General features: G+C 63.8%; 23 protein-coding genes. 17 read left to right on the forward strand and 6 right to left on the reverse strand.

The window, feature by feature from the left end; all coding sequences use genetic code 11:
* Positions 1-16 precede the first annotated feature (16 nt).
* On the reverse strand, positions 17-409 hold the full coding sequence (locus tag H3H51_RS07750; RefSeq protein ID WP_183088474.1) for a GFA family protein: 393 nt from the start codon (positions 407-409) through the stop codon (positions 17-19).
* 376 nt (positions 410-785) lie between these two features.
* On the opposite strand from H3H51_RS07750, the gene H3H51_RS07755 reads away from it, so the two are divergent.
* Together H3H51_RS07755 and H3H51_RS07760 are read left to right on the forward strand one after the other, a co-directional pair.
* On the forward strand, positions 786-1,286 hold the full coding sequence (locus tag H3H51_RS07755) for a DUF3592 domain-containing protein (protein ID WP_183088475.1): 501 nt from the start codon (positions 786-788) through the stop codon (positions 1,284-1,286).
* A 162-nt stretch (positions 1,287-1,448) separates the two neighbouring features.
* Positions 1,449-2,270, forward strand: a complete 822-nt coding sequence (locus H3H51_RS07760) for an SDR family oxidoreductase (RefSeq protein ID WP_183088476.1) — start codon at positions 1,449-1,451, stop codon at positions 2,268-2,270.
* Between the two features lie 126 nt (positions 2,271-2,396).
* Here the strand turns inward: H3H51_RS07760 and H3H51_RS07765 are convergent, their stop codons facing one another.
* Entirely contained in the window at positions 2,397-3,101 is a 705-nt protein-coding gene (locus H3H51_RS07765; protein WP_183088477.1) for a glutathione binding-like protein, read from the reverse strand.
* 171 nt (positions 3,102-3,272) lie between these two features.
* Here H3H51_RS07765 and H3H51_RS07770 point away from each other — a divergent pair, with 171 nt between their 5' ends.
* On the forward strand, positions 3,273-3,710 hold the full coding sequence (locus H3H51_RS07770; protein ID WP_183088478.1) for an HIT family protein: 438 nt from the start codon (positions 3,273-3,275) through the stop codon (positions 3,708-3,710).
* Between the two features lie 307 nt (positions 3,711-4,017).
* Here the strand turns inward: H3H51_RS07770 and phoA are convergent, their stop codons facing one another.
* A complete protein-coding gene (gene phoA, locus H3H51_RS07775) occupies positions 4,018-5,457 on the reverse strand; it encodes an alkaline phosphatase (RefSeq protein ID WP_183088479.1) in 1,440 nt (479 codons plus the stop codon).
* 312 nt (positions 5,458-5,769) lie between these two features.
* Between phoA and H3H51_RS07780 the strand changes: the two genes are divergently transcribed.
* From H3H51_RS07780 to H3H51_RS07800, 5 genes are all read left to right on the forward strand, one after another.
* Positions 5,770-8,616 carry an HD-GYP domain-containing protein gene (locus H3H51_RS07780; protein ID WP_183088480.1) on the forward strand — a complete coding sequence of 949 codons (2,847 nt, stop codon included), beginning with the start codon at positions 5,770-5,772 and terminating at the stop codon, positions 8,614-8,616.
* A gap of 47 nt (positions 8,617-8,663) precedes the next feature.
* Positions 8,664-8,954, forward strand: a complete 291-nt coding sequence (locus H3H51_RS07785; RefSeq protein ID WP_183088481.1) for a hypothetical protein — start codon at positions 8,664-8,666, stop codon at positions 8,952-8,954.
* 22 nt (positions 8,955-8,976) lie between these two features.
* Positions 8,977-9,864 (forward strand): LysR substrate-binding domain-containing protein, encoded by an 888-nt coding sequence (locus tag H3H51_RS07790; RefSeq protein WP_183088482.1) that lies wholly within the window; start codon positions 8,977-8,979, stop codon positions 9,862-9,864.
* A gap of 97 nt (positions 9,865-9,961) precedes the next feature.
* A complete protein-coding gene (gene aguA / locus H3H51_RS07795) occupies positions 9,962-11,074 on the forward strand; it encodes an agmatine deiminase (RefSeq protein ID WP_183088483.1) in 1,113 nt (370 codons plus the stop codon).
* 10 nt (positions 11,075-11,084) lie between these two features.
* Positions 11,085-12,182: an extracellular solute-binding protein gene (locus tag H3H51_RS07800; protein ID WP_183088484.1), complete on the forward strand. Its 1,098-nt coding sequence runs from the start codon at positions 11,085-11,087 to the stop codon at positions 12,180-12,182.
* Between the two features lie 380 nt (positions 12,183-12,562).
* Here H3H51_RS07800 and H3H51_RS07805 read toward each other — a convergent pair whose 3' ends face one another.
* From H3H51_RS07805 to H3H51_RS07815, 3 genes are all read right to left on the reverse strand, one after another.
* Entirely contained in the window at positions 12,563-13,288 is a 726-nt protein-coding gene (locus H3H51_RS07805) for a substrate-binding periplasmic protein (RefSeq protein ID WP_183088485.1), read from the reverse strand.
* A gap of 107 nt (positions 13,289-13,395) precedes the next feature.
* Entirely contained in the window at positions 13,396-14,007 is a 612-nt protein-coding gene (locus H3H51_RS07810) for a LysE family translocator (protein WP_183088486.1), read from the reverse strand.
* Between the two features lie 52 nt (positions 14,008-14,059).
* Positions 14,060-15,637: an ATP-binding response regulator gene (locus tag H3H51_RS07815; protein WP_220790894.1), complete on the reverse strand. Its 1,578-nt coding sequence runs from the start codon at positions 15,635-15,637 to the stop codon at positions 14,060-14,062.
* A 546-nt stretch (positions 15,638-16,183) separates the two neighbouring features.
* Between H3H51_RS07815 and H3H51_RS07820 the strand changes: the two genes are divergently transcribed.
* From H3H51_RS07820 to aceK, 9 genes are all read left to right on the forward strand, one after another.
* Positions 16,184-17,308, forward strand: coding sequence for a beta-ketoacyl-ACP synthase III (locus tag H3H51_RS07820; protein ID WP_183088487.1), 1,125 nt, complete (start codon positions 16,184-16,186; stop codon positions 17,306-17,308).
* A 6-nt stretch (positions 17,309-17,314) separates the two neighbouring features.
* Positions 17,315-17,923 (forward strand): RNA polymerase sigma factor, encoded by a 609-nt coding sequence (locus H3H51_RS07825; protein ID WP_183088488.1) that lies wholly within the window; start codon positions 17,315-17,317, stop codon positions 17,921-17,923.
* Positions 17,917-18,156, forward strand: a complete 240-nt coding sequence (locus H3H51_RS07830; RefSeq protein ID WP_183088489.1) for an anti-sigma factor family protein — start codon at positions 17,917-17,919, stop codon at positions 18,154-18,156. The genes H3H51_RS07825 and H3H51_RS07830 overlap by 7 nt, the downstream gene beginning before the upstream one ends.
* Positions 18,157-18,298: 142 nt before the next feature.
* On the forward strand, positions 18,299-18,613 hold the full coding sequence (locus tag H3H51_RS07835; protein ID WP_183088490.1) for a hypothetical protein: 315 nt from the start codon (positions 18,299-18,301) through the stop codon (positions 18,611-18,613).
* An 18-nt stretch (positions 18,614-18,631) separates the two neighbouring features.
* Complete coding sequence (locus H3H51_RS07840) at positions 18,632-19,456, forward strand: HvfB family MNIO-type RiPP peptide maturase (RefSeq protein ID WP_407926475.1); 825 nt, start codon at positions 18,632-18,634, stop codon at positions 19,454-19,456.
* A complete protein-coding gene (locus H3H51_RS07845) occupies positions 19,449-20,153 on the forward strand; it encodes an HvfC family RiPP maturation protein (protein WP_183088492.1) in 705 nt (234 codons plus the stop codon). The genes H3H51_RS07840 and H3H51_RS07845 overlap by 8 nt, the downstream gene beginning before the upstream one ends.
* Positions 20,154-20,189: 36 nt before the next feature.
* Positions 20,190-20,795 carry an HvfX family Cu-binding RiPP maturation protein gene (locus H3H51_RS07850; RefSeq protein ID WP_183088493.1) on the forward strand — a complete coding sequence of 202 codons (606 nt, stop codon included), beginning with the start codon at positions 20,190-20,192 and terminating at the stop codon, positions 20,793-20,795.
* Between the two features lie 254 nt (positions 20,796-21,049).
* On the forward strand, positions 21,050-22,363 hold the full coding sequence (locus H3H51_RS07855) for an OprO/OprP family phosphate-selective porin (RefSeq protein WP_183088494.1): 1,314 nt from the start codon (positions 21,050-21,052) through the stop codon (positions 22,361-22,363).
* A 246-nt stretch (positions 22,364-22,609) separates the two neighbouring features.
* Entirely contained in the window at positions 22,610-24,337 is a 1,728-nt protein-coding gene (gene aceK / locus H3H51_RS07860; protein WP_183088495.1) for a bifunctional isocitrate dehydrogenase kinase/phosphatase, read from the forward strand.
* Position 24,338: the final 1 nt, after the last annotated feature.

The raw sequence follows: 24,338 nt of genomic DNA on the forward strand, positions 1-24,338 counted from the left end.
GTCGCCGGGCTAGCGGCTAGTCCTCGAAGCGCTCCCCGTGGTCGCGGTCGTGTGCGTAGCGATGGGTGAGCGCAAAGGCCGGCAACCAGGCCTCGCGGCGCACGACCCAGCTTTCGTAGGTGGGGATCAGCTGGTTGGGCGCATCCAGGGCGCCCAGGTGCACTTCGACTTCGTCGGCGGTGCGTGAGAACACCGACGAGCCGCAGCGCGGGCAAAAATGCCGTCCGGCGTAGTTGCCCGTTTCGCCCTCGATGGTCACCGCCGCCTCGGGGAAGATCGCCGAGGCGTGGAACAGCGCGCCATGGTGCTTGCGGCAGTCGAGACAGTGGCAAAGGCCGACCCGATAGGGGCGTCCCGTCGCGACAAGTCGCACATCGCCGCACAGGCAGCCGCCGGTGAATCGCTCCATGGTGCGTCTCCTCTGACATCACGTGCTTGTACTGGTTATAGCGAATGCGCTGATGGCGGCCACGCTCTTGCGTGGGAGCAATCCGGCAGCTGGAGGGTGGGGTGATCGGCAGTTGAGAGTAGGGCGGGTGGCTTCTGTTACGCGGGGACGCTGGAGCGTCAACGGCTACATTCCCACGCGGAGCGTGGAACGATCAGTAAAAGCTGGCGGACAAGTAAACGTTGTCCACCCTACAGAGTTCTCGAGATCACGTAGGGTGGAAAACCGCGCAGCGTTTTCCACCGTGCAGATATCCAGGCTACTTGCTAAAGGGGGTAGGAGAGCCGGCCTGGGAAGCTGTAGATTCAGCCCATACCACGCGAGTAAGAGCCCCTACATGGACAGTTTTGCTGCCGTTTATCGAACCTTCGAGCTGGCCGCCTCCGGAGACGGAAAAAGCCTGGCCCTTCTGGCCGCGATCTACGTGAGTGCAGTGATGCTGTCGTCGGCCATCTACCTGCGGCTGATATGGCATTGGCCCAGCACGACGGGGCAACTCATCCGCCAAGAAGTCGCGACGTTCGGTGGCAAGGAATATGTCCAGTCGCAACAGAACTACCTGGCCAAGGTCGAGTACACCTACGAAGTGGATGGCCAGCGTTACACGGGTAATCGCCTGTCGCCGTGGAAAGTCATGGCGAGCGCCAATGCCCGTATCGTGCTCCAGGCGCAAATGCAGGGAATCGATATCGACTCCGCAGGCGGGGTGACGGTTTATTACAACCCCCGAAAACCGACCAAGAGCTACCTGATTCGATCCGGACCAATCAAGCAGACGGTAACTCTCTTGGCAGGGGTCGCGCCATTGATCGCTTATGCCTGGTACTTCGGCAGTTGAGAGTAGGGCGGGTGAAACCCGCGCAACCGCTCACGCGGGTTTCACCCGCCCTACAGCACTACTTGCTGCTACGACAGCAGCCGTTTTCCAGGCGATAGCACGGCATGGGGCATAGACTGCTTTCATGTTATGCACACGTCACGCCAAGGGAGCTCATTCTTTATGGACCATAAACTAACTTCCAAGGTCGCGATCATTACGGGTGCAGCCCAAGGGATTGGCGCCGCGATTGCACGACTCTTCGTGCAAGAAGGCTGCTTTGTCTACGTCACCGATATAAACGACGAACTCGGCAAAGCGGTCGCAAATTCACTGGGCGATCGCGCCTGTTATCTGCGCCTGGATGTGCGGTGCGAAGAAGATTGGCAGCGTGCGGCGACGCAGGTAATGAAGGACCACGGCAGCTGGAACGTCCTGGTGAACAATGCGGGTATTACCGGATTTGAGCGAGGTGCCGTGCGGCATGATCCGGAACATGCGCGTCTGGAGGACTGGCACGATGTGCATCGCACAAATCTCGACGGTGTATTCCTGGGCTGCAAGTACGCCATTCGCGCCATGCGCCATTCAGGCGCTGGCTCCATTATCAACATCTCATCTCGCTCCGGCCTGGTCGGCATTCCAGGTGCCGCAGCCTACGCATCGTCCAAGGCTGCCGTTCGTAACCACACCAAGACGGTGGCGCTGTACTGCGCCGAGCAAGGACTGAAAGTCCGATGCAACTCGATTCACCCGGCAGCCATTCTCACGCCCATCTGGGAGCCCATGCTGGGTACTGATGCAGGGCGTGATGCGCGAATGGCTGACTTGGTTCGAGACACTCCGCTCAGACGATTCGGGATGCCCGAAGAAGTGGCCGCCCTGGCCCTGTTACTCGCCTCGGATGAGGCTGCATACATCACCGGCAGTGAGTTCAACATTGACGGCGGCCTGTTGGCAGGGTCGGCGGCAACGCCCACCGTAGTGGAAGACAGCGGAACCTAGTCCAACAGCGCGTGAAGGGCGATTTCTGGCCGGTTTCCGTCATCGGCAATTGAACAGGTACGGATAGCCAGTCACTTAATGCTGAGCGGCTGGGCTAGCTATCCGCCGATCACCCTCCAACACCCCTCAATCGCGCTTCGGAATCGCCAACCCGCGAATCACTGCCGGGCGGCTGACGAAAGCCTCCAGCGCGCGCTGCACATTGGGGAAGCGGTGGAACTCCACCAGTTCGCCAGCGCCGTAGAAGCCCACCAGGTTGCGGATCCACGGGAAGCAGGCGATGTCGGCGATGCTGTAGGCGTCGCCCATGATCCATTTGCGGTTTTCCAGGCGGCGGTCGAGGACGCCGAGTAGGCGTTTGGCTTCGTCGACGTAGCGGTCACGCGGGCGTTTGTCGTCGAAGTCCTTGCCGGCGAACTTATGGAAGAAGCCAACCTGGCCGAACATCGGGCCGATGCCGCCCATCTGGAACATCAGCCACTGGATGGTTTCGTAGCGGCCGGCGGCGTCCTGGGGGATGAGCTGGCCGGTCTTGTCGGCGAGGTAAATCAGGATCGCGCCAGACTCGAACAGCGGCAGGGCTTTGCCGTCCGGGCCGTTGGGGTCGATGATCGCCGGGATCTTGTTGTTCGGGTTGAGCGAGAGGAATTCCGGGGTGAGCTGGTCGTTGGTTTCGAAGCTGACCAGGTGCGGCTCGTAGGGCAGGCCGATCTCTTCCAGCATGATCGAGACCTTGACCCCGTTGGGCGTCGGCAGCGAATAGAGCTGCAGGCGCTCGGGGTGGGCGGCGGGCCATTTGCGGGTGATGGGGTAGGCGCTGAGGTCTGACATGCGAACTCCGGTCGGGATGGCAAAAAGGCAGGATAGCGGGCCGAGCACACAGGCGTGAATGCGCATCCTGTTTTTACCTGGCCCGCGAGAAGGCGGTATGGTTCGCCCCCATGGCTTTGTTCCCCACGCGATTGGCGTGGCAACCCTTCAACGCAGCCCAAGGAGAACCTGATGAGCCTGCACGGCGATTACGATTCGCAGAACATCTTTGCCAAGATCATTCGTGGCGAAGCCCCTTGCTACAAGCTGTACGAGGACGACGACGTGCTCGCCTTCCTCGATGTATTCCCGCAGTCCTACGGCCACACGCTGGTGATTCCCAAGCGTTCGGCGGCGCGCAATATCCTTGAAGTCGACCCGGGTGCCCTGAGCAAGATGGCCCTGGCGGTGCAGAAGCTCACCCGCGTGCTGGTGGCGGAACTGGAGCCGGCCGGTGTGCAGGTGGCGCAGTTCAACGGCAACCCGGCTGGGCAGACGGTATTCCACATTCACATGCACATCGTGCCGCGCTACGAGGGTGACACGCTGGGTGTGCACGCCAGTCAGAAGGCTGATGCGGCAGAACTGGAGAAGCTGCAGGCGCGTTTGGTGAAGCGGCTCAACGGCTAAGCAATCCGGATGGGAAGAGGGCGTGCCGGTGATGCTGGCATGCCCTTTTTTATGGCTATGTCCCAATAGCGTGTTGCCCCTCGCTCGCTCAGCCCCGAGCTGGATTCCCGCCTGCGCGGGACAGCGCTTGCGCTGAACGCACTTCAGTGCGGCCCGAATGGGCGAGCTCAGCGAGTAATGACGAAGTAGGGGGTGTGGCACATCGTCGTCCCACCCACTCCGTCATTCCCGCGCAGGCGGGAATCCAGAGGAGTCCGGCAGCACCGAAGGCGGTTGCCCGCTCAATCCTCGGGGAGCGGTGATGCGCTTACTTCTTGCTGTCCATCGCGTTGAGGATGGTGAAGAACAGGTCGGTCTGGTCGGTCAGGCCGGTGACGTTGGCGGCGTGCGGGCCGTAGGCGGCGATGCGCAGTTGGCTGCCGGTGTGTTCCTGCGAGCTGCCTTCGGAGTTGCCGTAGCTGATGGCCATCGGGGCGCCATCCTTGGTGGTGAGCATCTGGCTCAGGCCGGGCGCCGAGGTTTCCGGGGCGACGATCTGGCTGGAGTGGGCGTGGTCGGCGGTGACGATGACCAGGGTGTTGCCATCGGCCTTGGCGAAGGCCAGGGCTTTTTGCACGGCTTCGTCGAGGTCGACGGTTTCACCGATCTGCCCGCATGGGTTGGCGGCGTGGTCCTGCTTGTCGATGGAGGCGCCTTCGACCTGGAGGAAGAAACCCTTGCGGTTGTCCTTGAGCAGATCGATGGCCTTGACCGTCATGTCGGCCAGGGTCGGGATATCGGCGGTACGCTCTGCATTGGGTTGGCAGACCACGGCGGGCTGGTTGAGATTGCCGTGGTAGCTGGCCTGTGGGCCGAGCCAGCGCACCGGCATGTTGCCGGCGGAGAACAGGCCCAGCAGCGGCTGTTTCTGGTTGGCGCTCTTCACTGCCTTGAGGCCGTTGAGGTTGTCCACCAGTTGGAAGCCGCGCTCGCTAGCCTGGGCGCGCAGGGTCTTGCCGCTCCATTTGCCGGCCTTGGCCGTTTCATTGAAGGTCGCGGAGCCGCCGCCGAGAACCACGTCCGGGCGGGTGTTGAGCAGTTGTTCGCTGATCGAGCCGAGGCCGCCGTTTTCCAGGGCGTTGCTCGGGCACTGGCTGCTGGTGGCGTTGGGGCCGTAGCACTTGCGCCCGGTGACGTGGGAGAACAGCGCCGCCGGGGTGGCGTCCTGGATTTCCGCGGTGGAGACGTTGCCGGTGGCCTTGCCGTTCTGCTTGGCGATTTCCAGCAGGGTCTTGTGCGGCTTCTCGTGGATGTCCACGCCCAGGGCGCCGTTGTAGGTTTTCACCCCGGCCGACCAGGCGGTGGCGGAGGCGGCGGAGTCGGTCACGTAGTCCGGCAGGCCGCTGTCCTTGTGCAGGGCGTAGTGGGTGTACTGGCCGGTCAGCGGCAGGGCGTCGATGCCCTTGAAGAAGCCGCCGGCGCCCAGGGCGTAGTTACGCGCGATGGTGATTTCCGAGTCGCCCATGCCATCGCCGATCAGCAGGATGACGTTCTTCGCGGTCTTGTCGCTGAGCGAGTCTTTCAGCGCGTCGGTGAGGTCGCGGCTGACCCGGCGGGCGCCGCCATATTCGGTGATGTCGCCACGCGCCTGGCGGTTCATCAGGGCCTTGGCGTCCTGCGGGTCGTCCTTGGCGAAACTCGGCGCGGCGCTGCCCAGCAGGGCGGCGGAAATGGCGAGGGAGAGGGTCAGCGGAGTGCGAATGATCATGCGAAAAGTCCCTGTATCAAGTGATGGAGGAGGGCGTGATTCGGGACTGCGCCAGTGTGCCTGGCCCCGCTATCGATCAAGCAAGGCGAGGGTAGGGGGCGTTGATTAAGCTCGGATGACAGGGCCGGGCGAGGTGCCTGGAGTGAGGCGCAGCGCACGTATGGGGCAGAAGGCCGGGGCGCCTCCGGTAGGCTGTCGGGGCCGTTTTTCTGCCAGACGGGGAGCATCGACTAAAGTCAAAACCATGCATTTGTGGACACGATGGAGCGGTGCCGGGCCCGGCGCCGTCGAACATGCCAAGGACCAGCAGCCATGCCTCGTAGCATCAGACTCCGCCCGTTGATCGTATTGACCTGCGTGTTCCTGGTGATCTGCACCGGGGTCACCATTGCCTTGCTCGCCTATGAGCGCGGCACGCGGGTGATCTACCGCAATGCGCTGATGGCGGCCGAGCGTGCGGGCGATGTGACCCGGCGCGAGTTTTCTTCCAACCTGGTGCCGATTCGCTCGGCGGTGCGCCTGTTTGCGCGCAACTCGAACCTGCGCAGCGCCGGGTTGGTCGAGCAGTTGCGCATGCTGCCGCTGATGGCCGAGGCGCTGCACGCACTGCCGGCGGCGCGGGCGTTCTTCTTTGCCGATCAGCAGGGCAACCTGTTCTACCTGCGGCGCCCGTTACAGTCGCTGGACCCGCAGGTGCCGGAGGACACCGCCTACGTGGCCTTGAGCATCAACCCGCAAGCGGGGCAGGCCACGCGCCTGTATTTCAATGCCGCGCTGGAAGAACTGGCGCGGCGTGACGATCCGCAGTCCGCGCAGCTCGCGGCCCCGCAGCGGCCCTGGTTTCAGCAGGCGCTGGCCAGCCGGGGCATCATCCGCACGGCGCCCTATCATTTCTTCAACAGCGACGAAATCGGCTCGACCATTGCCCTGGCGACCGAGGACAAACAATGGGTGGTAGGGGCCGACCTGAGCCATCACCGGCTTGACCAGATGCTCCAGCAAAACCGCATGACGGCCTCGACGCGCCTGATCCTCAGCAACCTCACGGGCCAGGTGCTGGCGACCGATGATCCGAGCGTTTTCCACCCTGATCGGCGTGAACCGCCGCGCCTGGCCGAGCTGCCGGAGCCCGCACTGAAAGCCCTGGTCGACTTGCCGCAGGTGGCAACGGTGGGCTTGTTGAAGCGGCAGGTCGGCTCGCGTACCTGGCATGTGCAGCGCCTGCTTCTGCAGTTGGAAGAGTCCGAGCCGCTGCTGCTGGACATTCTGGTCCCGGAGGACGAACTGTTCGCCGCTGCCCGCACCATCCGTAACGGCATGTTCACCGACACCCTGTTCATCCTGCTGCTGGCCGTGCCCCTGGCGATCTGGCTATCCGGCTTGCTGGTGGCTTCGTTTGGCACCCTGACGCGCAAGGCGCAGGCCCTGAGTAACTTCGATTTCGAGGCCGGCAAGACGCCGCTGCGCAGCAAGATCACCGAGGTGCGCGAGCTGGACAGCGCCATGAGCGACAGCGGCGAGACGCTGCAGCGCTTCATCACCACCCTGGGGCGCCTGAGTGCCGAGACCAATCTCGAGCACCTGCTGCCGACTTTGCTGCGCAGCACCTGTGAGGCCAGCGGGGCACGGGGCGGCCTGCTGTATATCCAGCAGGGCGATGCGTTGCAGCTGATGGCAGGGCTCTGGCAGGAACAGGCGCTGGAGCTGGATGAAGCGGCCGGCACCGTTTTGTTCGGCGCGCAGCAGGCCCTGGCCGAGCAGCGCCTGCTGGCCCAGCCGGCCGACGGCGAGGCCTGCGCGAGGCTCAATCTGCCGCCGACGGCGACCCTCAATGTGCCGCTGTTCAACCGCCGGCAGCAGCGGGTTGGCGCGCTGGTGCTGTTCAATGAGGCACCGCTGCAAAGCCACCAGTTGCACTTCGTCGAAGCCTTGTCCGGCTTCGCTGCAGTGGCGCTGGAAACCCATGGCCTGATCGAATTGCAGCGGCAGTTGTTCGAGGCGTTCATCGAACTGATCGCCAGTGCCATTGATGCCAAGAGTCCCTACACCGGCGGCCACTGCTCGCGGGTGCCGGAAGTCGCCAAGTTGCTGGCCGAAGCTGCATGCGCGGAAACCCAGGGGCCCTACGCCGACTTCAGCATGAGCAGCGATGACTGGCGGGCACTGCATATCGGCTCTTGGCTACACGACTGCGGCAAAGTCACCACCCCGGAATATGTGGTCGACAAAGCCACCAAGCTGGAAACCCTGTACGACCGCATCCATGAAGTGCGTACGCGCTTCGAGGTGCTCAAGCGCGACGCGCAGATCAGCTACCTGCAGGCCCTGCAGGACGGTGCCGAGGTGGAGTCGGCACGCGCCGCGCGCGATGCCCTGCTGACCACGCTGGATGAAGAGTTCGCCTTCGTCGCCGCCTGCAACACCGGCAGCGAGTTCATGGGCGAAGAGCAGTTGCAGCGCCTGCACGCCATCGCCGAACGCACCTGGCTGCGCACCCTGGATGATCGCCTGGGCATCTCCGGCGAAGAGCGCCTGCGCAAGGAGGCGCAACCGGTGGAGCCCTTGCCGGTGCTGGAGCAGCTCCTCGCCGACCGGCCCGAACAACGCATCGAACGGCGCGACAGCGAGCGTTACGCGGCAGACAATCCTTGGGGCTTCAACATGCCAATCCCCGAGCTGCTGTATGACCGTGGCGAACTGAAGAACCTGTCTATCCGCCGTGGCACCCTCACCGAGGAGGAGCGCTTCAAGATCAACGAGCACATTGTGCAGACCATCCGCATGCTCAATGCCCTGCCGTTTCCCGCCGAGTTGGCGCAGATCCCGGAGATCGCCGGCGGCCACCACGAACGCATGGACGGCAAGGGCTACCCCTGCGGCTTGACCGGCGACCAGCTCAGCCCGCAGGCGCGGATGATGTCGATTGCCGACGTGTTCGAGGCACTGACCGCCCGCGACCGCCCCTACAAACCGAGCAAGACCTTGGCGCAGGCGCTGCGTATCATGCGCAACATGAGCGAGGAGGGGCATCTGGACCCCGAGCTGTTCAGTATCTTCCTGCGCTCCGGGGCCTGCCTGCGTTATGCCGAGCAGTACCTGGACGCGGACCAGTGCGATACCCGCGAGCTGCTCGAGTTTCTTCCGGCCTCCGCGAGTTAGCTGTACTGGGTGATGCAACACGTTGACCAGCCAACAAGGGGCCATGCATGAGCCGTATCAAACTGGGGACCGTTCTGGCGTTGCTACTCAGCAGCCAGGTGGCGCATGCCGAACCGTGGCCGGCGCGCGAAATGTTCAAGCAGGCCTGCCTGACCAGCGCGCGTGATGCGCTCGACGCCAAGGTCGCCGAGGCCTACTGCGAGTGCACGGTGGCAAACATTGCCCAGCGCTTCAGCCCGGCCCAGCTTGCCGGGCTGGATCAGCCGCAGTTGCCGGCCGATGTGCAAAATGGCCTGCGCGAAGTGGCCGGCATCTGCATGAAGAAGCTGAACCTCTAACTGTTTGCCCGGGAAGTCACCTATGCGTCGCCTGCCGTCACTCACTGCGCTGCGCACCTTTGAAGCGGCGGCGCGGCATGCGCATTTCGGTCGGGCCGCTGCCGAGCTGTGCGTCACCGATAGCGCAGTCAGCCATCAGATCCGCCAGTTGGAAGAACAGCTCGGTGCCAGCCTGTTCCAGCGTGACGGCCGCCAGGTGCGCCCCACGCCGCAGGCCAAGCGCCTGTTGCGCAGCCTGCAGCAGGCCTTCGAGCTGATCGGTGAGGCCTGCGACGAGCTGCGTGACCCCGGTTCCCAGGCGCAGCTGCGCATCGCAGTGACTGCCGAGCTGGCGCAGAAGTGGCTGATCGGCCGTTTGGCGGATTTCAGCGAGCGCTATCCGCAGATCACCCTGCACCTCTACGAGCAGCCGCTGGAGGCGACCCAGCCGGGCGAGGAAATCGACCTGGCGATCACCTACGGCACCGGCCCGGCGGATGGCAGCGCCTACTTCGTGCGGCCATTGCCGACTCTGCTGTTTTTCCCGGTGTGCAGCCCCGGCCTGTTCAACCAACTGCCGCTCAAGCACCCGCGTGATCTGGCTCGGCACTGCCTGCTGCACGACGACCAGGACGGCAAGACCTGGACTGCCTGGCTGACCACCCACGCCGGCGATATCCAGCCGCAGCGTCACCTGTATCTCGGTCATGCCGGGCTGACCATGGAAGCCGCCGCACGCGGCCAGGGTGTGGCCATCGGCGACAACCTGACCAGCGCCGAGGACCTCGCCAGCGGCCGCCTGGTGCGTCCGTTCGCCGCCAGCGTGGCCTCGCTCGGGCAGTACGCGCTAGTCTGCGAACGGCTGCGTCTGGACAAACCAGCGGTGGCGCAGTTCGTCGAGTGGTTCACCGATCAGTTGGTCGATTTGTGAATTAAATTCAGCTATCCCGCGATAATGGTCATTGGTCGCGGGCGCTCTGCCACGGGTACTGTCGGGCTATTCCTCAGCCACCGACGAGTACCCTGCAATGGCCCGTTCCCTGACCTCTCTGCCCAAAGCCGACGGCTTCCGCCTGCCCGGTGAATTCGAACCCAAGGCCCGTTGCTGGCTCGGCTGGCCGGAGCGCACCGACGTGTGGCGCAACGGCGCCAAGCCGGCGCAGAAGGTCTGGGTTGATATTGTCAGCGCCATCGCCAGCAGCGAGCCGGTCACCGTGTGTGCCTCGGCCAGCCAGTACGCCAACGCCCGCCGCCAGTTACCGGCCCATGTGCGGGTGGTGGAAATGACCTGCAACGACACCTGGTTCCGCGACAGCGGCCCGGCCTTCCTGGTCAATGACGACAGCCTTGAGGTGCGCGGCGTGGACTTCGAGTTCAACGCCTACGGCGGCCTCGACGGCGGCCTCTACTACCCCTGGGACAAAGACGACCAGATCGCGCAGAAGATCCTCGAGATCGAAGGCTACGACCGTTACCGCGCGCCCTTCATCGCCGAGATGGGCGGCATCCAGACCGATGGCCAGCGCACTCTGCTGACCACCGAGCAGTGCCTGCTCAACCGCAACCGTAACGCCCACCTGGGCAAGGACGAAGTGACCCGCCGTCTGCAGGGCTACCTCGGTGCCGAACAGGTGATCTGGCTGCCGCGCGGCTGCAAGTTCGACGAAACCGACGGCCATATCGACGACCTAGCCTGCTTCGTCCGCCCTGGCGTGGTGGTGCAGCAGTGGACCGATGATCGCGACGATCCGCAGTGGGAAATCTACCAGGAGGCCTACGACATCCTGCGCAGCACCCGTGACGCCCAGGGCCGCGAACTGGAGGTACACAAGTTGCCGCAACCGCGTGTGCTGGAGTGGACGGCGGAAGAGGCCGAGGGCCTGGATCAGGACGACGCCACCCATACACGCCAGGCCGGCACCCAGATCTGCGCCTCCTATATCAACTACTACGCCGGCAACTCGGCCATCGTCGTGCCGCTGTTCAACGACCCCTGCGACCGCGTGGCCCAGGCCACCCTGGCCGAGCTGTTCCCCAAGCACCGCATCCTCGGCATCGAGAACTCGCGGGAAATCCTCCTGGGTGGCGGCAACGTCGCCTGCATCACCATGCCGCAGTACGCCGCGCCGACGCGCGGTTAAGGAGAAAAACATGAAGTTTTCCACCTCGTTGTTGGCACTGGCACTGGCCCTGGCTGTTGGCGCGCATGCGCAGGCGGCCGAGGCACCGAAGCAGGTCAACCTGTACATCTGGAGCGAGTACCTGGCGCCCGACACCCTGAGCAGCTTCGAGGAGAAGACCGGGATCAAGGTGGTGGTCGACCATTTCGACTCGCTGGAAACCGTGGAAACCAAGCTGCTCACCGGGCGCAGCGGCTACGACCTGGTACTGACGGCCGGCCAGCACCTGCAGCGAGCGATCAGCAGCGGCGCCCTGCAACCCTTGGACAAGGCCGCGTTGCCGCACTTCGCTGGGCTTGATGCGGAGTTCACCGGGCACATGGCGGCCTTCGATCCGGGCAACCGTTACGCCGGCCTGTACGTCTGGGGTACCACCGGCTTCGGCTATCAGCAGCAGGCCATCGCCAAGCGCATGGCCAATGCACCGACCGACAGTTGGGCGATGCTGCTCGATCCGGCGGTGGTGGCCAAATTCGCCGATTGCGGGGTGAGCTTCCTCAATGATCCCAACGAGGTGTTTGCTGCGACCTTCCGCTACCTGGGCCTGGACATAAACAAGCAGAGCCTCGACGACCTCAAACTGGCCGAAGCGCACCTGGCCAAGGTGCGGCCGTCGATCCGCTACTTCGACAACGACCGCAACATCGCCGACCTGGCCAACGGTGATACCTGCCTGGCGATGTCGTGGAACGGCAACGTGTCGATCGCCGCCGGCCAGGCGCAACAGGCCGGCAAGCCCTACAGCCTGCACTACAGCATCCCGCGTGAAGGCACGCTGATCTGGTTCGACGCGATGGTGGTGCCCAAGGACGCACCGCACCCGCAGGCCGCGCTGGCGCTGATGGATCACTTGATGACCCCCGAGGTGATCGGCGCCATCACCAACACCATCTACTACGCCAACGCAGTGCCGGCGGCGAATGCCACGGTCGATCCGGCGATCCTCGCCGACCCCGGCACCTACCCGCCGCAGGAGCTGCGCGCCAAGCTGTACACCAAGAACGACAACAGCCCGGCGTTCAACCGCGCGCTGACACGGGCGTTCAGCAAGCTGAAGTCGGGGCTGTAACGAAGCGGCGGATAAGCGCAGCGTTATCCACCCTACGTAGCCTGGAGTCCCGCGCAGGGTTTATCCCCACTCCCGTCGTCCTCGCACAGGCAGGGACCCAGGCGGTTTCAGGCAGCGTGCAGATACAGGGCACAAGGAGTGGCCGGCCACTGGATCCCCGCCTTCGCGGGGATGACGGGCGGATATTCAGTGTCGATCCATCAAGGATGAGGCGGGCTGTTTGTGCGGCTGGGTGGATAAGCGGAGCGTTATCCACCTTACGTAGCCTGGCAGCCTGCGCAGGGTTTATCCCCACCTCCGTCGTCCTCGCGAAGGCGGGGACCCAGGTTGCTTCAGACAGGCGGTAGGGCGGGTGCAACCCGCGTGGATGGCGCGGCGAGCTAGCGGTACTTGGCCAGGATGGCCTCGAACTCGCCGTCGTTGCTCATCTGCACCAGGGCGCGCAGCAGCTTCATGGTGGGCACGTCCGGCTCGTCGCGCACGATGCAGGAAACCAGGTCGGTGCTCAGCTCGCGCACCTCTTGCAGTTTCCGTTGGGCTGGCTGCTGGCGGTTGAACCAGTGCAGCATCAGGTCATTGCTCACCGCATAGCGATAGCGGTTGGCTTCCAACTTCTCCAGCACCAGCTCCTGGGTGCGCGCGTCATCACGCAACAGGTGCCCGCTGGTGAACATCGGCTCAAGGGCGGGGTAGACGAAGCCCAGCACGGCGCCAACCATCTCGCCCTGCACCTGGTTCGGGCGCAAGGGTTGCTCGTGGGTGCGGCGCACCAGCACGTCGCGCTGGACCATGAATGGCACGCTCCAGATGTATTGATAGTGCGACTCCTGCAGCCAGGCCGGATTGACGTAGCAGCGCACGTCGATCTCGCCGCGCACCAGCATCTGCTGCACGCGCTTGCGCGGCATCACCAGCAGTTCGGCGCGGCGGCCGACCTTCTGCGCCAGACGCATCTGCAAGTCATACAGGATGCCGCCCGTGGCCTGGCCATCCTCGATCCGCATCATCGGCATGGCCCAGCTTTCGGTCACCGAGAAGCGCAGCGGCCGCTCTTCGGCGAGGGCGCCAGTACACAGGATCAGCAGGAGGAAAGGCAGCAGGCGCATGAAGATACCGGGCGAGTAATACGGCCCGGCGCATGCGCGTCGGGCATCTCGGGCAGAACGACGGTTAGCTTACCCACAAACGCCGCCGGGTGGGGCGGCGTTATTGCTCAGCGGGTCAACGGCAGGGCTGCGCCCATCAGCGCGAACAGGCCACCGCAGCAACGGTTGAAACCCTTGCCGCTGCGTTCCAGCCAGGGACGGATACGGTGCGCCGCGCGGGCCAGCACATACTCCACCAGGCCTTCGACCAGGGCGAAGGTCAGCGCCATCACGGCGAACTGCAGCCAGAGGTTGCCTTGCGGGTCGAGGAACTGCGGCAGGAAGGCGCCGTAGAAGAGAATCACCTTGGGGTTGGAGATCGCCGACAGCAACCCCTGGCGTAACAGCTGCGGGCCGGGTTTGAGCTGCGCCGGGTCAACCGCGCTGAGCTGCAACGCCGGTGCGCGCCAGAGCTGAATGCCCAGCCAGATCAGATAAGCCCCGCCAGCCCATTTTAGGATCACCAGCGCGTGCACCGAGGCGTTGAGCAGGGCGCTGATGCCGAACATCGACAGGGCCATCAGCGCCACGAAACCGATCACGCCACCGGCAATCGTCCACAGGGTTCGGCGATGGCCATAGAGCGCGCCGTGGGTGAGGGCGAGCAGGCCATTGGGGCCGGGCGTCAGTGACAGGCCGATGATGGCAGTGAAGTAGATCAGCCAGGTATGCAGGGCCATGTCCGTTCCTCGTAGGGTGCCCGCGCTCTGTCAGCTGGCTGCTGCGGGGTGTTCAATCGTGCGGTTTGGCTGCTGCGCTCGGCAAGATGAACGTCAGCCTGGTCTGGTCCAATTGGTCATCGACCTGCAGTTCCAGTTGACCATGCTGCGCCTCGCTGAGCAGCTTCGCCGAGTAGGTGCCCAGGCCGGTGCCGCCCTGCTTGCCGTAGGTGGCGAATTTTTCGAAGAAGCGCTCACGGATCTCGGCCGGCACGGCCGGTTGGTTTTCCATGCACACCTGCACCAGCCCATTCTCTTGGCTCAGCCGGACGTTTACCTGGCTCTGTGGAGGGGCGGCTTCGCAGGCGTTCTTCAGCAGGTTCTGCAGCAGCGAGTAGCACAGCATCGCATCACCCAGTCCCTGAATGGGACTGCCCTGCGGAATTTGCAGACCCAGCTGCAGCTCCTTTTCGGCGAAGGCTGCCCCGGTAATTTGCACCAGGCGGCGGAGCATGTGGGCCAGATCGACGGGCTTGGCGTCCAGCAGGAAGCGGCCGGTTTCGATCTTGTACAGCTCGTTGGACAGGTTAATCATCTGCATCAGCTGCAGGCTGCTTTCTTCTACGAGATGCAGCATCTCGGCTTGCTGGGGTTTCAGCGTGCATTCGTCGGTCAGGTTTTGCACCAGGCCGATGATTCCGGCCAACGGGCCCTTTAGGTCGTGGCGGGTGATGCGTTCGACATCCTCGCGCAGGCGGCTGAGTTCCAGCATGTTGTCGTAGTCGGTCTGCAGGTTCTTGTGCAACTCCACGTGGCGCAGCAGGTTGCGCACCCGCAACTGCAAGAGTGTGGGGTCGATCGGTTTGCTCACGAAGTCCACCGCGCCCAGTTCCAGACCTTTCTGCCGCGACTCGGCATCGGTCATGGCGGTGATGAAGATCAGTGGCAGGTTGCAGGCTGTGGGGTGCTTGCGCAGCTCCTCGGCGACCTGGAAGCCGTCCATGTCGGGCATCATCACGTCGAGCAGCAACAGATCCGGTGGGTTGTCCGAGGTGCAGATAGTCAGTGCCTTCTGGCCGTTATGGGCGATCCGTACGCGGAATTCGTCCTGGAACAGGCCGGAGATCAGCATCAGGTTGTCTGGCACATCATCCACCACCAGCAGGGTAGGGCGTTGCTTCGCGCGAGGTTGCGCCGCCTGTTCGGCTGGGCTCGCGGACGTATCGCTACTGGCTGCCGATGCGCTACGGGCGGTAGCTGGCTCGCGCGGTAGCCGCTGCATGGCGCGACTGACCCGCTGGCCCATTTCGTGGTTGGTGTAGGGCTTGAGCAGGATGTCGCTGACGCCGGCCTCTGCCGCCTGGATGATCTGCGCCCGGTCGGATTCAGCGGTGATCATGATGAACGGCAGGTGTGCCAGTCGCGGGTGGGCGCGTACCGTCTGTAGCAGTTCCAGGCCGTCCATTACCGGCATGTTCCAGTCCGAGAGGATCACATGCACCGGTTGGCGGGTGAGGATGCGTAGGGCATCGGCGCCATTGTTGGCCAGGATTATCTGGCTGGCGCCGAGGGTGCGCAGCTGGGCGGCGTTGATCTTGCGCATGGATTCGACATCGTCGACCACCAGGAAAATTGTATTTGTGGCAAACACGTCAACATCCTCGGCAAGGGAAGGGCAGGTATTGGTGTGGAAGTTACACGGATAAACGTGAAGGCTGCACCGGGTTAACTGGCCTATCCATTTTTTGGGGATGGGCTCCTGCCTGAACCGGGTTTACCCAGTCTGGATCAGAATTTCCGTGCCGTCCTGCATGACGGGGGCGATCAGCGGTATTGCCTCTGTGGCTCGATTGCGTCATGGGACCGTCTTCTGTGCGCAGCTGCTTCGGAGCGTTGACGGTGCTCTGTCAATTCTCGGCAATGGCATCGTTTTTTCCGAAAATGCCTGCTGTGTGCTGTGCCTTCGCTGCATGATTGAGCATCTTTACAGAAGCCGTAGCGGCCTGCCGTCAGTCCGCTGCCGCTTTGCCATGGGAGCGCTAGGGGCCAGGGCTATGGCACACTCTGCCTTTTACAGTGCGGCGTGTCCTGCCGGTCCCCAACCGCGCCTGTTGAGAATTCGCGCCACCGGCTTACCGCCGGAGTGCAACCGTCAAGCCAGCCGCCTTGGGCGGCCATAGAAGAAGAGGAATGCCCCGTGCACAAAGCCGTAATCAGTGGCACTGGCCTGTATACCCCGCCGAACAGCATCTCCAACGAAGAGCTGGTCGAGTCCTTCAATGCCTATGTCCAGCAGTTCAACGCCGACAACGCCGACGCCATCGAGCGTGGCGACGTGGCGGCGCTGACCGAATCGAGCGCAGCGTTCATCGAGAAGGCATCGGGCATCAAGAGCCGCTTTGTGATGGACAAGGCCGGTATCCTCGACCCGCAGCGCATGACTCCGCGCCTGCCGCAGCGTAGCAATGAAGAGTGGGGCATCCTCTGCCAGATGGCCGTGGAAGCCGCCAAGCAGGCACTGCAGCGTGCCGGTCGCACTGTCGCCGATATCGACGGCGTGATCGTCGCCTGCTCCAACCTGGAGCGTGCCTACCCGGCCGTCGCCATCGAAGTCCAGGCTGCCTTGGGAATCAATGGCTGGGGCTACGACATGAACGTGGCCTGCTCCTCGGCTACCTTTGGCATCCAGGCGGCGGTGACCTCGGTACAGACCGGCCAGGCCCGGGCGATCCTGATGGTCAACCCGGAGATCTGCACCGGCCACCTGAACTTCCGTGACCGCGATAGCCACTTCATCTTCGGCGATGGCGCCACGGCGGTGATCATCGAGCGTGCCGACCTGGCCACCTCGGCGCACCAGTGGGACATCCTCGGCACCAAGCTGCTGACCCAGTTTTCCAACAACATCCGCAACAACTTCGGCTTCCTCAACCGCGCAGCGGAAGAGGGTGTCGGCGCGCCGGACAAGCTGTTCGTGCAGGAAGGCCGCAAGGTATTCCGCGACGTGTGCCCGATGGTTGCCGAGCTGATTGCCGCACACCTGCAGGAAAACCAGCTCAACGTCGGCGACGTGAAGCGCTTCTGGCTGCACCAGGCCAACCTCAACATGAACCTGCTGATCGCCCGCAAGCTGCTCGGTCGCGATGCCGAGCCAGGTGAGGCGCCAGTGATCCTCGACACCTACGCCAACACCAGTTCGGCCGGTTCGGTGATCGCCTTCCACAAGAATCAGGACGACCTGCCGGTCGGCAGCCTGGGCGTACTCAGCTCCTTCGGCGCCGGTTACTCCATCGGCAGCGTGATCCTGCGCAAACAGGGCTGATTGCCCTTGGCGAGTGACGACCAGGGCTTGCTCGCCCGCCTGCGTGCCGGCGAGCAGCAGGCCTTTCGCGAGCTGGTCGCCACTTACCAGGGCGCCATGCGCGCGGTGGCCTATGCCATCGTCGGCAGCCGCAACGCCGATGAAGTGGTGCAGGACGCCTGGCTGGCGGTGGTGCGCAGCCTCGACGGCTTCCAGCAGCGCTCGAGCCTGAAGACCTGGCTGCTGACCATCACCGCCAACACCGCCAAGACCCGCCTCAAACACAACCGCCGCGAAGTGCTGCTGGACGATCTGCCCGGCCCGCATGGCAGTGTCGGTGCCGAGCGTTTCGCCGGGGATGGGCATTGGGCGAGCGCGCCAGCGTCCTGGCACGAGGACTCGCCCGAGGCGCTGCTCAGCGAGAGCGAACTGCGCGAATGCCTGGAAAAGACCCTCGCCAGCCTGTCGGAGCTGCAGTCCAGCGTGCTGGTGCTGCGTGAGCGGCAAGGTCTGGAGTTGGAGGCGATCTGTAATCTTCTCGAGCTTTCGCTCTCCAATGTGCGGGTGCTGCTGCACCGCGCGCGGCTCAAGGTATTCGCCACGCTTGAGCATTTCGAGGAGACCGGCCAATGCTGACCTGCCAGGAACTGGTGGCCCATTCCAGCGACTTTCTCGATGGCCAGTTGGGCTTTCGTGAGCGTCTGGCGGTGCGCGTGCACCTGGCCAGTTGCCGCAATTGCCGGCGCTTCATCCGCCAGATGCGGGTGACCCAGGCCGTGCTGCGCACGCTCCCCGACGAAGTGATTCCCGAGCTGGATAGCCTGGCCGAGCGCTTGGCGCAGCAGCGCCGGGAGCCTCCCCAGGATTGAAAACGAGCCCGGAATTTCCGGGCTTTTTTCTGCCTGCGAAAAAAACTGCACAGCTGCTGTAACGTCGCTCGGGGTGCTCCGTCTAGTGTCACGAAGGGGCCATGCCGGCCTCTCGGATAATGACCCAGACCGGAGACACACCATGAACAATCTGAATTCCGCCCTCGTGACCCTCGGCTTCGCCCTGGTCGGCACCAGCGTCACGGCTCAGGCTGCCAGCAACCCCTTCGCCGCCCAGGAGCTGAGCAGCGGTTACAGCGTTGCCGGCACGGAAAAGGCCAAGGACGGTTCCTGTGGCGAAGCCAAGTGCGGCGCCGAAATGAAGCAGGGCGAGCATGCCGCCAAGGCCGGCGAAGAGGGCAAGTGCGGCGCCGACAAGGCGGCCAAGGAAGGCAGCTGTGGCGAAGAAGGCAAGGCCATGAAGGAAGGCAGCTGCGGCGAGAAGAAGGCCGAGTAAGTGGGCATGCAGCAGACCATGCCCAGCTTCGTCAGCGGCGCCGGCCTTGGCCTGCGCCGCGGCTTGCTGGCGGCGTTGCAGGACAGTGCCGTTGGCCAGGTCGACTTCCTCGAAGTCGCCCCGGAGAACTGGATCGGCATCGGCGGGCGTTTCGGTCGCCAGCTGCGGGCGCTGACCGAGCGCCTGCCGTTCCTCTGCCATGGCCTGTCCCTCAACCTGGGTGGTTTCGCGCCGCTGGACATGAACCTGCTGCGCGCCATCAAGGCTTTCCTCGACGCGCACGGCATCCGGGGTTACAGCGAGCACCTGTCGGCTTGCGCCGATGACGGCCAGCTGTACGACCTGATGCCGCTGCCGTTCTGCGAGGCCTCCGTACAACGCATCGCCCAGCGCATCCGCACCGTGCAGGATGTGCTGGAGCGGCCCCTGATCATCGAGAACGTCTCGGCCTACGCGCGCCTACCGGGCGAGATGGACGAGGCGGACTTCGTCAACGCCGTGCTGGCGGAGGGCGACTGCCGCCTGTTGCTGGATATCAACAATGTCTACGTCAACAGCCACAACTTCGCCTTCGACCCGCATGCCTATATCGCCGCCATGCCGGGCGAGCGCATCGCTTACCTGCACATGGCCGGGCATGCCCAGCACAGCGCCGAACTGAAGGTCGACACCCACGGCGCCCCCGTGTGCGACCCGGTGTGGGCGCTGCTGGAGCATGCCTATGCGCTGCATGGGGTGCGTCCGACTTTGCTTGAGCGCGACTTCAACTTCCCGCCGGTGAGCGAGCTTTACGCCGAAGTGGCGCAGATCCGCGCCCTGCAACGGCAGCGTGGCCATGACTGAGCACAGCCAGCGCGCCTTTGCCGCGCGCATTCGCCAGCCGCACGCGCAGGCCTTGCTACCCGGTGTGCCTGCCGAACGCATGGCGCTGTACGAGACACTGTTCTTCAACAATATCGCCGGCTTTATCGACAGCGGCTTTCCGGTGCTGCGCCGGCTGTTCGACGAGCAACGCTGGCAGCGCCTGTTGCGTGCGTTCATCGCCGGGCACCGCTGCCGCACTCCGTATTTCCTGCAGATTGGCGAGGAGTTCATCGCCTGGTTGCAGCACGGCTATCGGGCCGAGGCGGGCGATCCGCCGTTCCTGGTGGAGCTGGCGCACTACGAGTGGGTGGAGCTGGCGCTGGATGTGGCGAGCGCTGAATTGCCCGCGCAGGGCTGGTCGCCACTGGCCTGGCCGTTGGCCTACGTCTGGCCGGTGCAGCAACTGGGGGCGGATTGCCGCCCGTCTGTGCCACCGGCCGAGCCGACCTGCCTGCTGGCCTGGCGCGACGACGCTGACCAGGTGCGCTTCCAGCAGCTCTCGACCTTCGCCTATCGCCTGGCGCTGCGCCTGCAGGCGGGCGAGGGCAGTACCTCAGCCTTGCTGGAGCTGGCGACAGAGAGCGGCCTGGCGGCTGACAAGCACTATTTCACCCAGGCCCGCGCATTGCTCGAAGAGTGGCAGCGCCAGGCCATCTGGTTTCCTGCCCACGACTGAGCGCCGGGCTGCGCTGCCCGGCCGATGGAGATGACCATGCTGACTGTTTTCAATCGCCTCCAGGATTGCCTGGACGCTACCCGCCGCCTCGATTTTGTCGCGCCGCTGTTGCTGCGCCTGTACCTGGTGCCGATTTTCTGGATGGCCGGGATGAACAAGCTGGCGGATATGGACGCGACCATCGCCTGGTTCGGCAACCCCGACTGGGGCCTTGGCCTGCCGTTCCCCGCGTTGCTGGCCTGGTTGGCGGCGCTGAGCGAGGCGGGTGGGGCGATCCTGCTGCTGTTCGGCCTGGCGGTGCGCTGGATCACTGTGCCGCTGATGGTGACCATGCTGGTGGCGATCGCCAGCGTGCACTGGCCATACGGCTGGCAGGCGATTGCCGATGCGTCGGCGCCGTTTGCCAACCAGCGCGTACTGGATTCGGTGGACAAGCTGGCGCGGGCGCGCGAGCTGCTGCAAGAGCATGGCAACTACGACTGGCTGACCAGCAGCGGCAAGCTGGTGGTGCTCAACAACGGCATCGAGTTTGCCGCCACCTACCTGCTGATGCTGCTGGTGCTGTTCTTCGGCGGCGCCGGTCGTTGGCTGAGCCTGGACTTCTGGCTGGCGCGGCGCAGGCGCAGGCGCACGGCCCGCTGAGCAAATCGCGTTTGTGTAGGAGCCCGCTTGCTGGCGATCAACCGAGCTTCGCGATCGCCAGCAAGCGGGCTCCTACAGGAAAGCGGCCAGGCTGAGGCTTTTTGTTACTTATGAACGATCGGCTTAAAAAGTTCCGCTGTCATATAACTTTCACCTAAAAGCAACTGAGCTGAAATAACCCCCCGCCAAGATTCCCCACCAGCACCAAGGGCAACCGCCCGTGTGTTTTCCAAGACCAATAGGGGAATTCATCGATGATCCGTAAGCACTTCGCCGGTTTTGCCGCCAGCGCCCTGGCTCTGGCCATTTCCGCCCAGGCTTTCGCAGGTACCGTTACCACTGACGGCGCCGATATCGTGATCAAGACCAAAGGCGGCCTGGAAGTCGCCACCTCCGACAAGGAATTCAGCTTCAAGCTTGGTGGTCGCGTGCAGGCTGACTACAGCCGCTTCGACGGCTTCTACACCAAGAACGGCGAAACCGCTGATGCCGGTTACTTCCGCCGTGCCTTCGTTGAAATGGGCGGCGTGCTGTACAGCGACTGGGCCTACCAGGTCAACTATGACCTGTCGCAGAACGCCGGCGGTGACAACCGCAGCGAAGACGGCTACTTCGACGAAGCCTCGCTGGCCTACAACGGCTTCGCTCCGGTTTCGATCAAGATGGGCCGTTTCGACCCTGAGTTCGGTCTGGAAAAAGCCACCAGCTCCAAGTGGGTGACTGCCCAGGAGCGTACCGCTGCCTATGACCTGGTTGACTGGGCCAACGGCCACAACGGCGGCATGGGCCTCCAGGCTTCCGGCGTAGCCGGTACTTCCCTGTACGGCTCGGCCGGTGTGTTCGCCAAGGACGCCACCAACGCTTCCGAAGACGGCGACAGCACCACCCAGTTCAACCTGCGCGGTGTATTCGCCCCGATGCACGATGCCGGCAATGTCCTGCACTTCGGCGTCAACTACGCCCAGCGCGACCTTTCCGACACCGCGTTCGACGGCCGCATCCGCAGCCGCCTGGGCATGCGTGGTGTGAGCACCGACGGTGGCCAGGATGCTGGCGACAACGGCAACCGCCTGACCCTGGCCGGTGCCGAAGTGACCCCGGCTGGCGCCTTCGACACCGACAGCGCCTGGGGCTTGGAAGCAGCCTGGGCCATCGGCGCGTTCTCCCTGCAGGGTGAATACGTGTCCCGCGAAGTGCAGGCTGACGACGATGCCTACGAGGACATCAATGCCGACGGCTACTACGTACAGGCCGCCTACACCCTGACCGGCGAGCCGCGTGGCTACAAGCTCGGCAAGTTCGACGCGATCAAGCCGGCGAACAAGCAAATCGGCGCCTGGGAAGTGTTCTACCGCTACGACAACCTGAGTGCCGAAGACGACAACGGCAAGTTCGCTACCGTCGACGATGTCGAAGGCAAAGTGCACAACGTCGGTCTGAACTGGTACGCCAACGAGGCGGTAAAAATCAGCGGCGTGTACGTTACGTCCAAGGTCGACAACGCCGAGAACTCGGTGGGTGACGACTCCGGCGACGGTTTCGTGATGCGCGCCCAGTACGTGTTCTAAGCAAGCAGGTCCAGCCGCCGACCCCTCTTCCGGCGGCTGGGCTGAACCTGTCATTGGAGCTGCTCCGCTCTACGCCCCGCTTTTGCGGGGCTTTTTTTTGTCTGCGAAAAGCTGCGTGGCACATGGTGCTGCCGGCTTTTTATTCGCTGAGCAGGGAGTTCTGTTCGGGCTTAGTGCGTCTGGCGCTTTTCCTCGGCCCTCGCTCTGGCTAAGCTCGCGGTTCCGCTCACGCACAGAGGTTCATCCATGGCGCAGCAACGGCCGGCCGCCGATATCGCCCGTCAGATTCTCGATGGGTTCGACGACTATCGCGCACACTTTCGCGAGATCACCAATGGCGCCCGTGCGCGTTTCGAGCAGGCCCAGTGGCAGGAGGCACAAGCTGCCTCGGCGGCGCGCATCAACCTCTATGAAGAAAAAGTCAGCGAGGTAGGCGAACGCCTGCGCAGCAGCTTCAACGATGAATTCCTGCTGGACGTCGAACTATGGCCGTTGGTGAAAAGCGCCTACATCGGCCTGATCGACTTGCGCTTCGACGATGAACTGGCGGAAACCTGGTTCAACTCGATCTTCTGCGGTCTGTTCAGCCACGACCAGATCAGCGATGGCTGCATGTTCATCCATACCACGCGCCCGGCGCTGCGTCCGCATGTCAGTGCCCCGCAGACCCGTAGCTATTTGCCCCAGGGCAACCTCAACCAGGCCCTGCGGCAGATCTTCGACGATTACCGCTTCTCGGTGGCCTATGAAGACCTGGATCGCGATGTCCTGCGGGTCGAGGAACAACTGCGCACCAACCTGCCGGACTGGGTGTGCAAGGACCCGGAGCTGTGCATCGAGCTGTTCTCCGCGACCCTGTACCGCAACAAGGGCGCCTACCTGGTCGGACGCATCTACACCCGCGACGAGCAGTGGCCGCTGGTGTTCCCGCTGCTGCACCGCGAGGGGCAGGGCATCCAGATCGATACCCTGATCACCGACGAGGCGGAAGTCTCGATCATCTTCTCCTTCACTCGCTCCTACTTCATGGTGCGGGTGGAGATTCCGGCGGAGTTCATCGGTTTCCTCAAGCGTATCCTGCCGGGCAAGCACATCGCCGAGCTGTACACCTCGATCGGCTTCTACAAGCACGGCAAGTCGGAGTTCTACCGCTCGCTGATCAACCACCTGGCGACCACCGACGACAAGTTCATCATGGCCCCCGGCGTGCGCGGCATGGTCATGAGCGTGTTCACCCTGCCGGGCTTCAACACGGTGTTCAAGATCATCAAGGACCGTTTCTCGCCGTCGAAGAACGTCGACCGCGCCACGGTGATCGAGAAGTACCGCTTGGTGAAGAGCGTCGACCGGGTCGGGCGCATGGCCGATACCCAGGAGTTCGCCGACTTCCGCTTCCCCAAGGCCAAGTTCGACCCCGAGTGCCTGGCCGAGCTGCTGGAAGTGGCGCCGTCCACGGTGGAGATCGAAAACGAAGACACCGTGCTGATCCGCCACTGCTGGACCGAGCGACGCATGACCCCGCTGAACATCTACCTGGAGCACGCCAACGAGGCCCAGGTGCGCGAGGCGCTGGAAGACTATGGCCTGGCGATCAAGCAATTGGCCGCGGCGAACATCTTCCCCGGCGACATGCTGCTGAAGAACTTCGGCGTGACTCGCCACGGCCGCGTGGTGTTCTACGACTACGACGAAATCTGCTACCTCACCGAGGCCAACTTCCGCCGTATTCCACCACCGCGTTACCCGGAGGACGAAATGGCCTCCGAGCCCTGGTACTCGGTCGCGCCGCTGGATGTGTTCCCCGAGGAGTTTCCGCCGTTCCTGTTTGCCGATATCGGCCAGCGTCGCCTGTTCAGCCAGTTGCATGGCGACCTCTACGACGCCGACTACTGGAAGGGCCTGCAGGAGGCGATTCGGGCTGGCAAGGTGATCGATGTGTTCCCCTACCGGCGCAAGGGTGATCGGGTCGTTTGAG

The sequence above is a fragment of the Aquipseudomonas ullengensis genome (assembly GCF_014174475.1).
Classification (GTDB): Bacteria; Pseudomonadota; Gammaproteobacteria; order Pseudomonadales; family Pseudomonadaceae; genus Aquipseudomonas; species Aquipseudomonas ullengensis.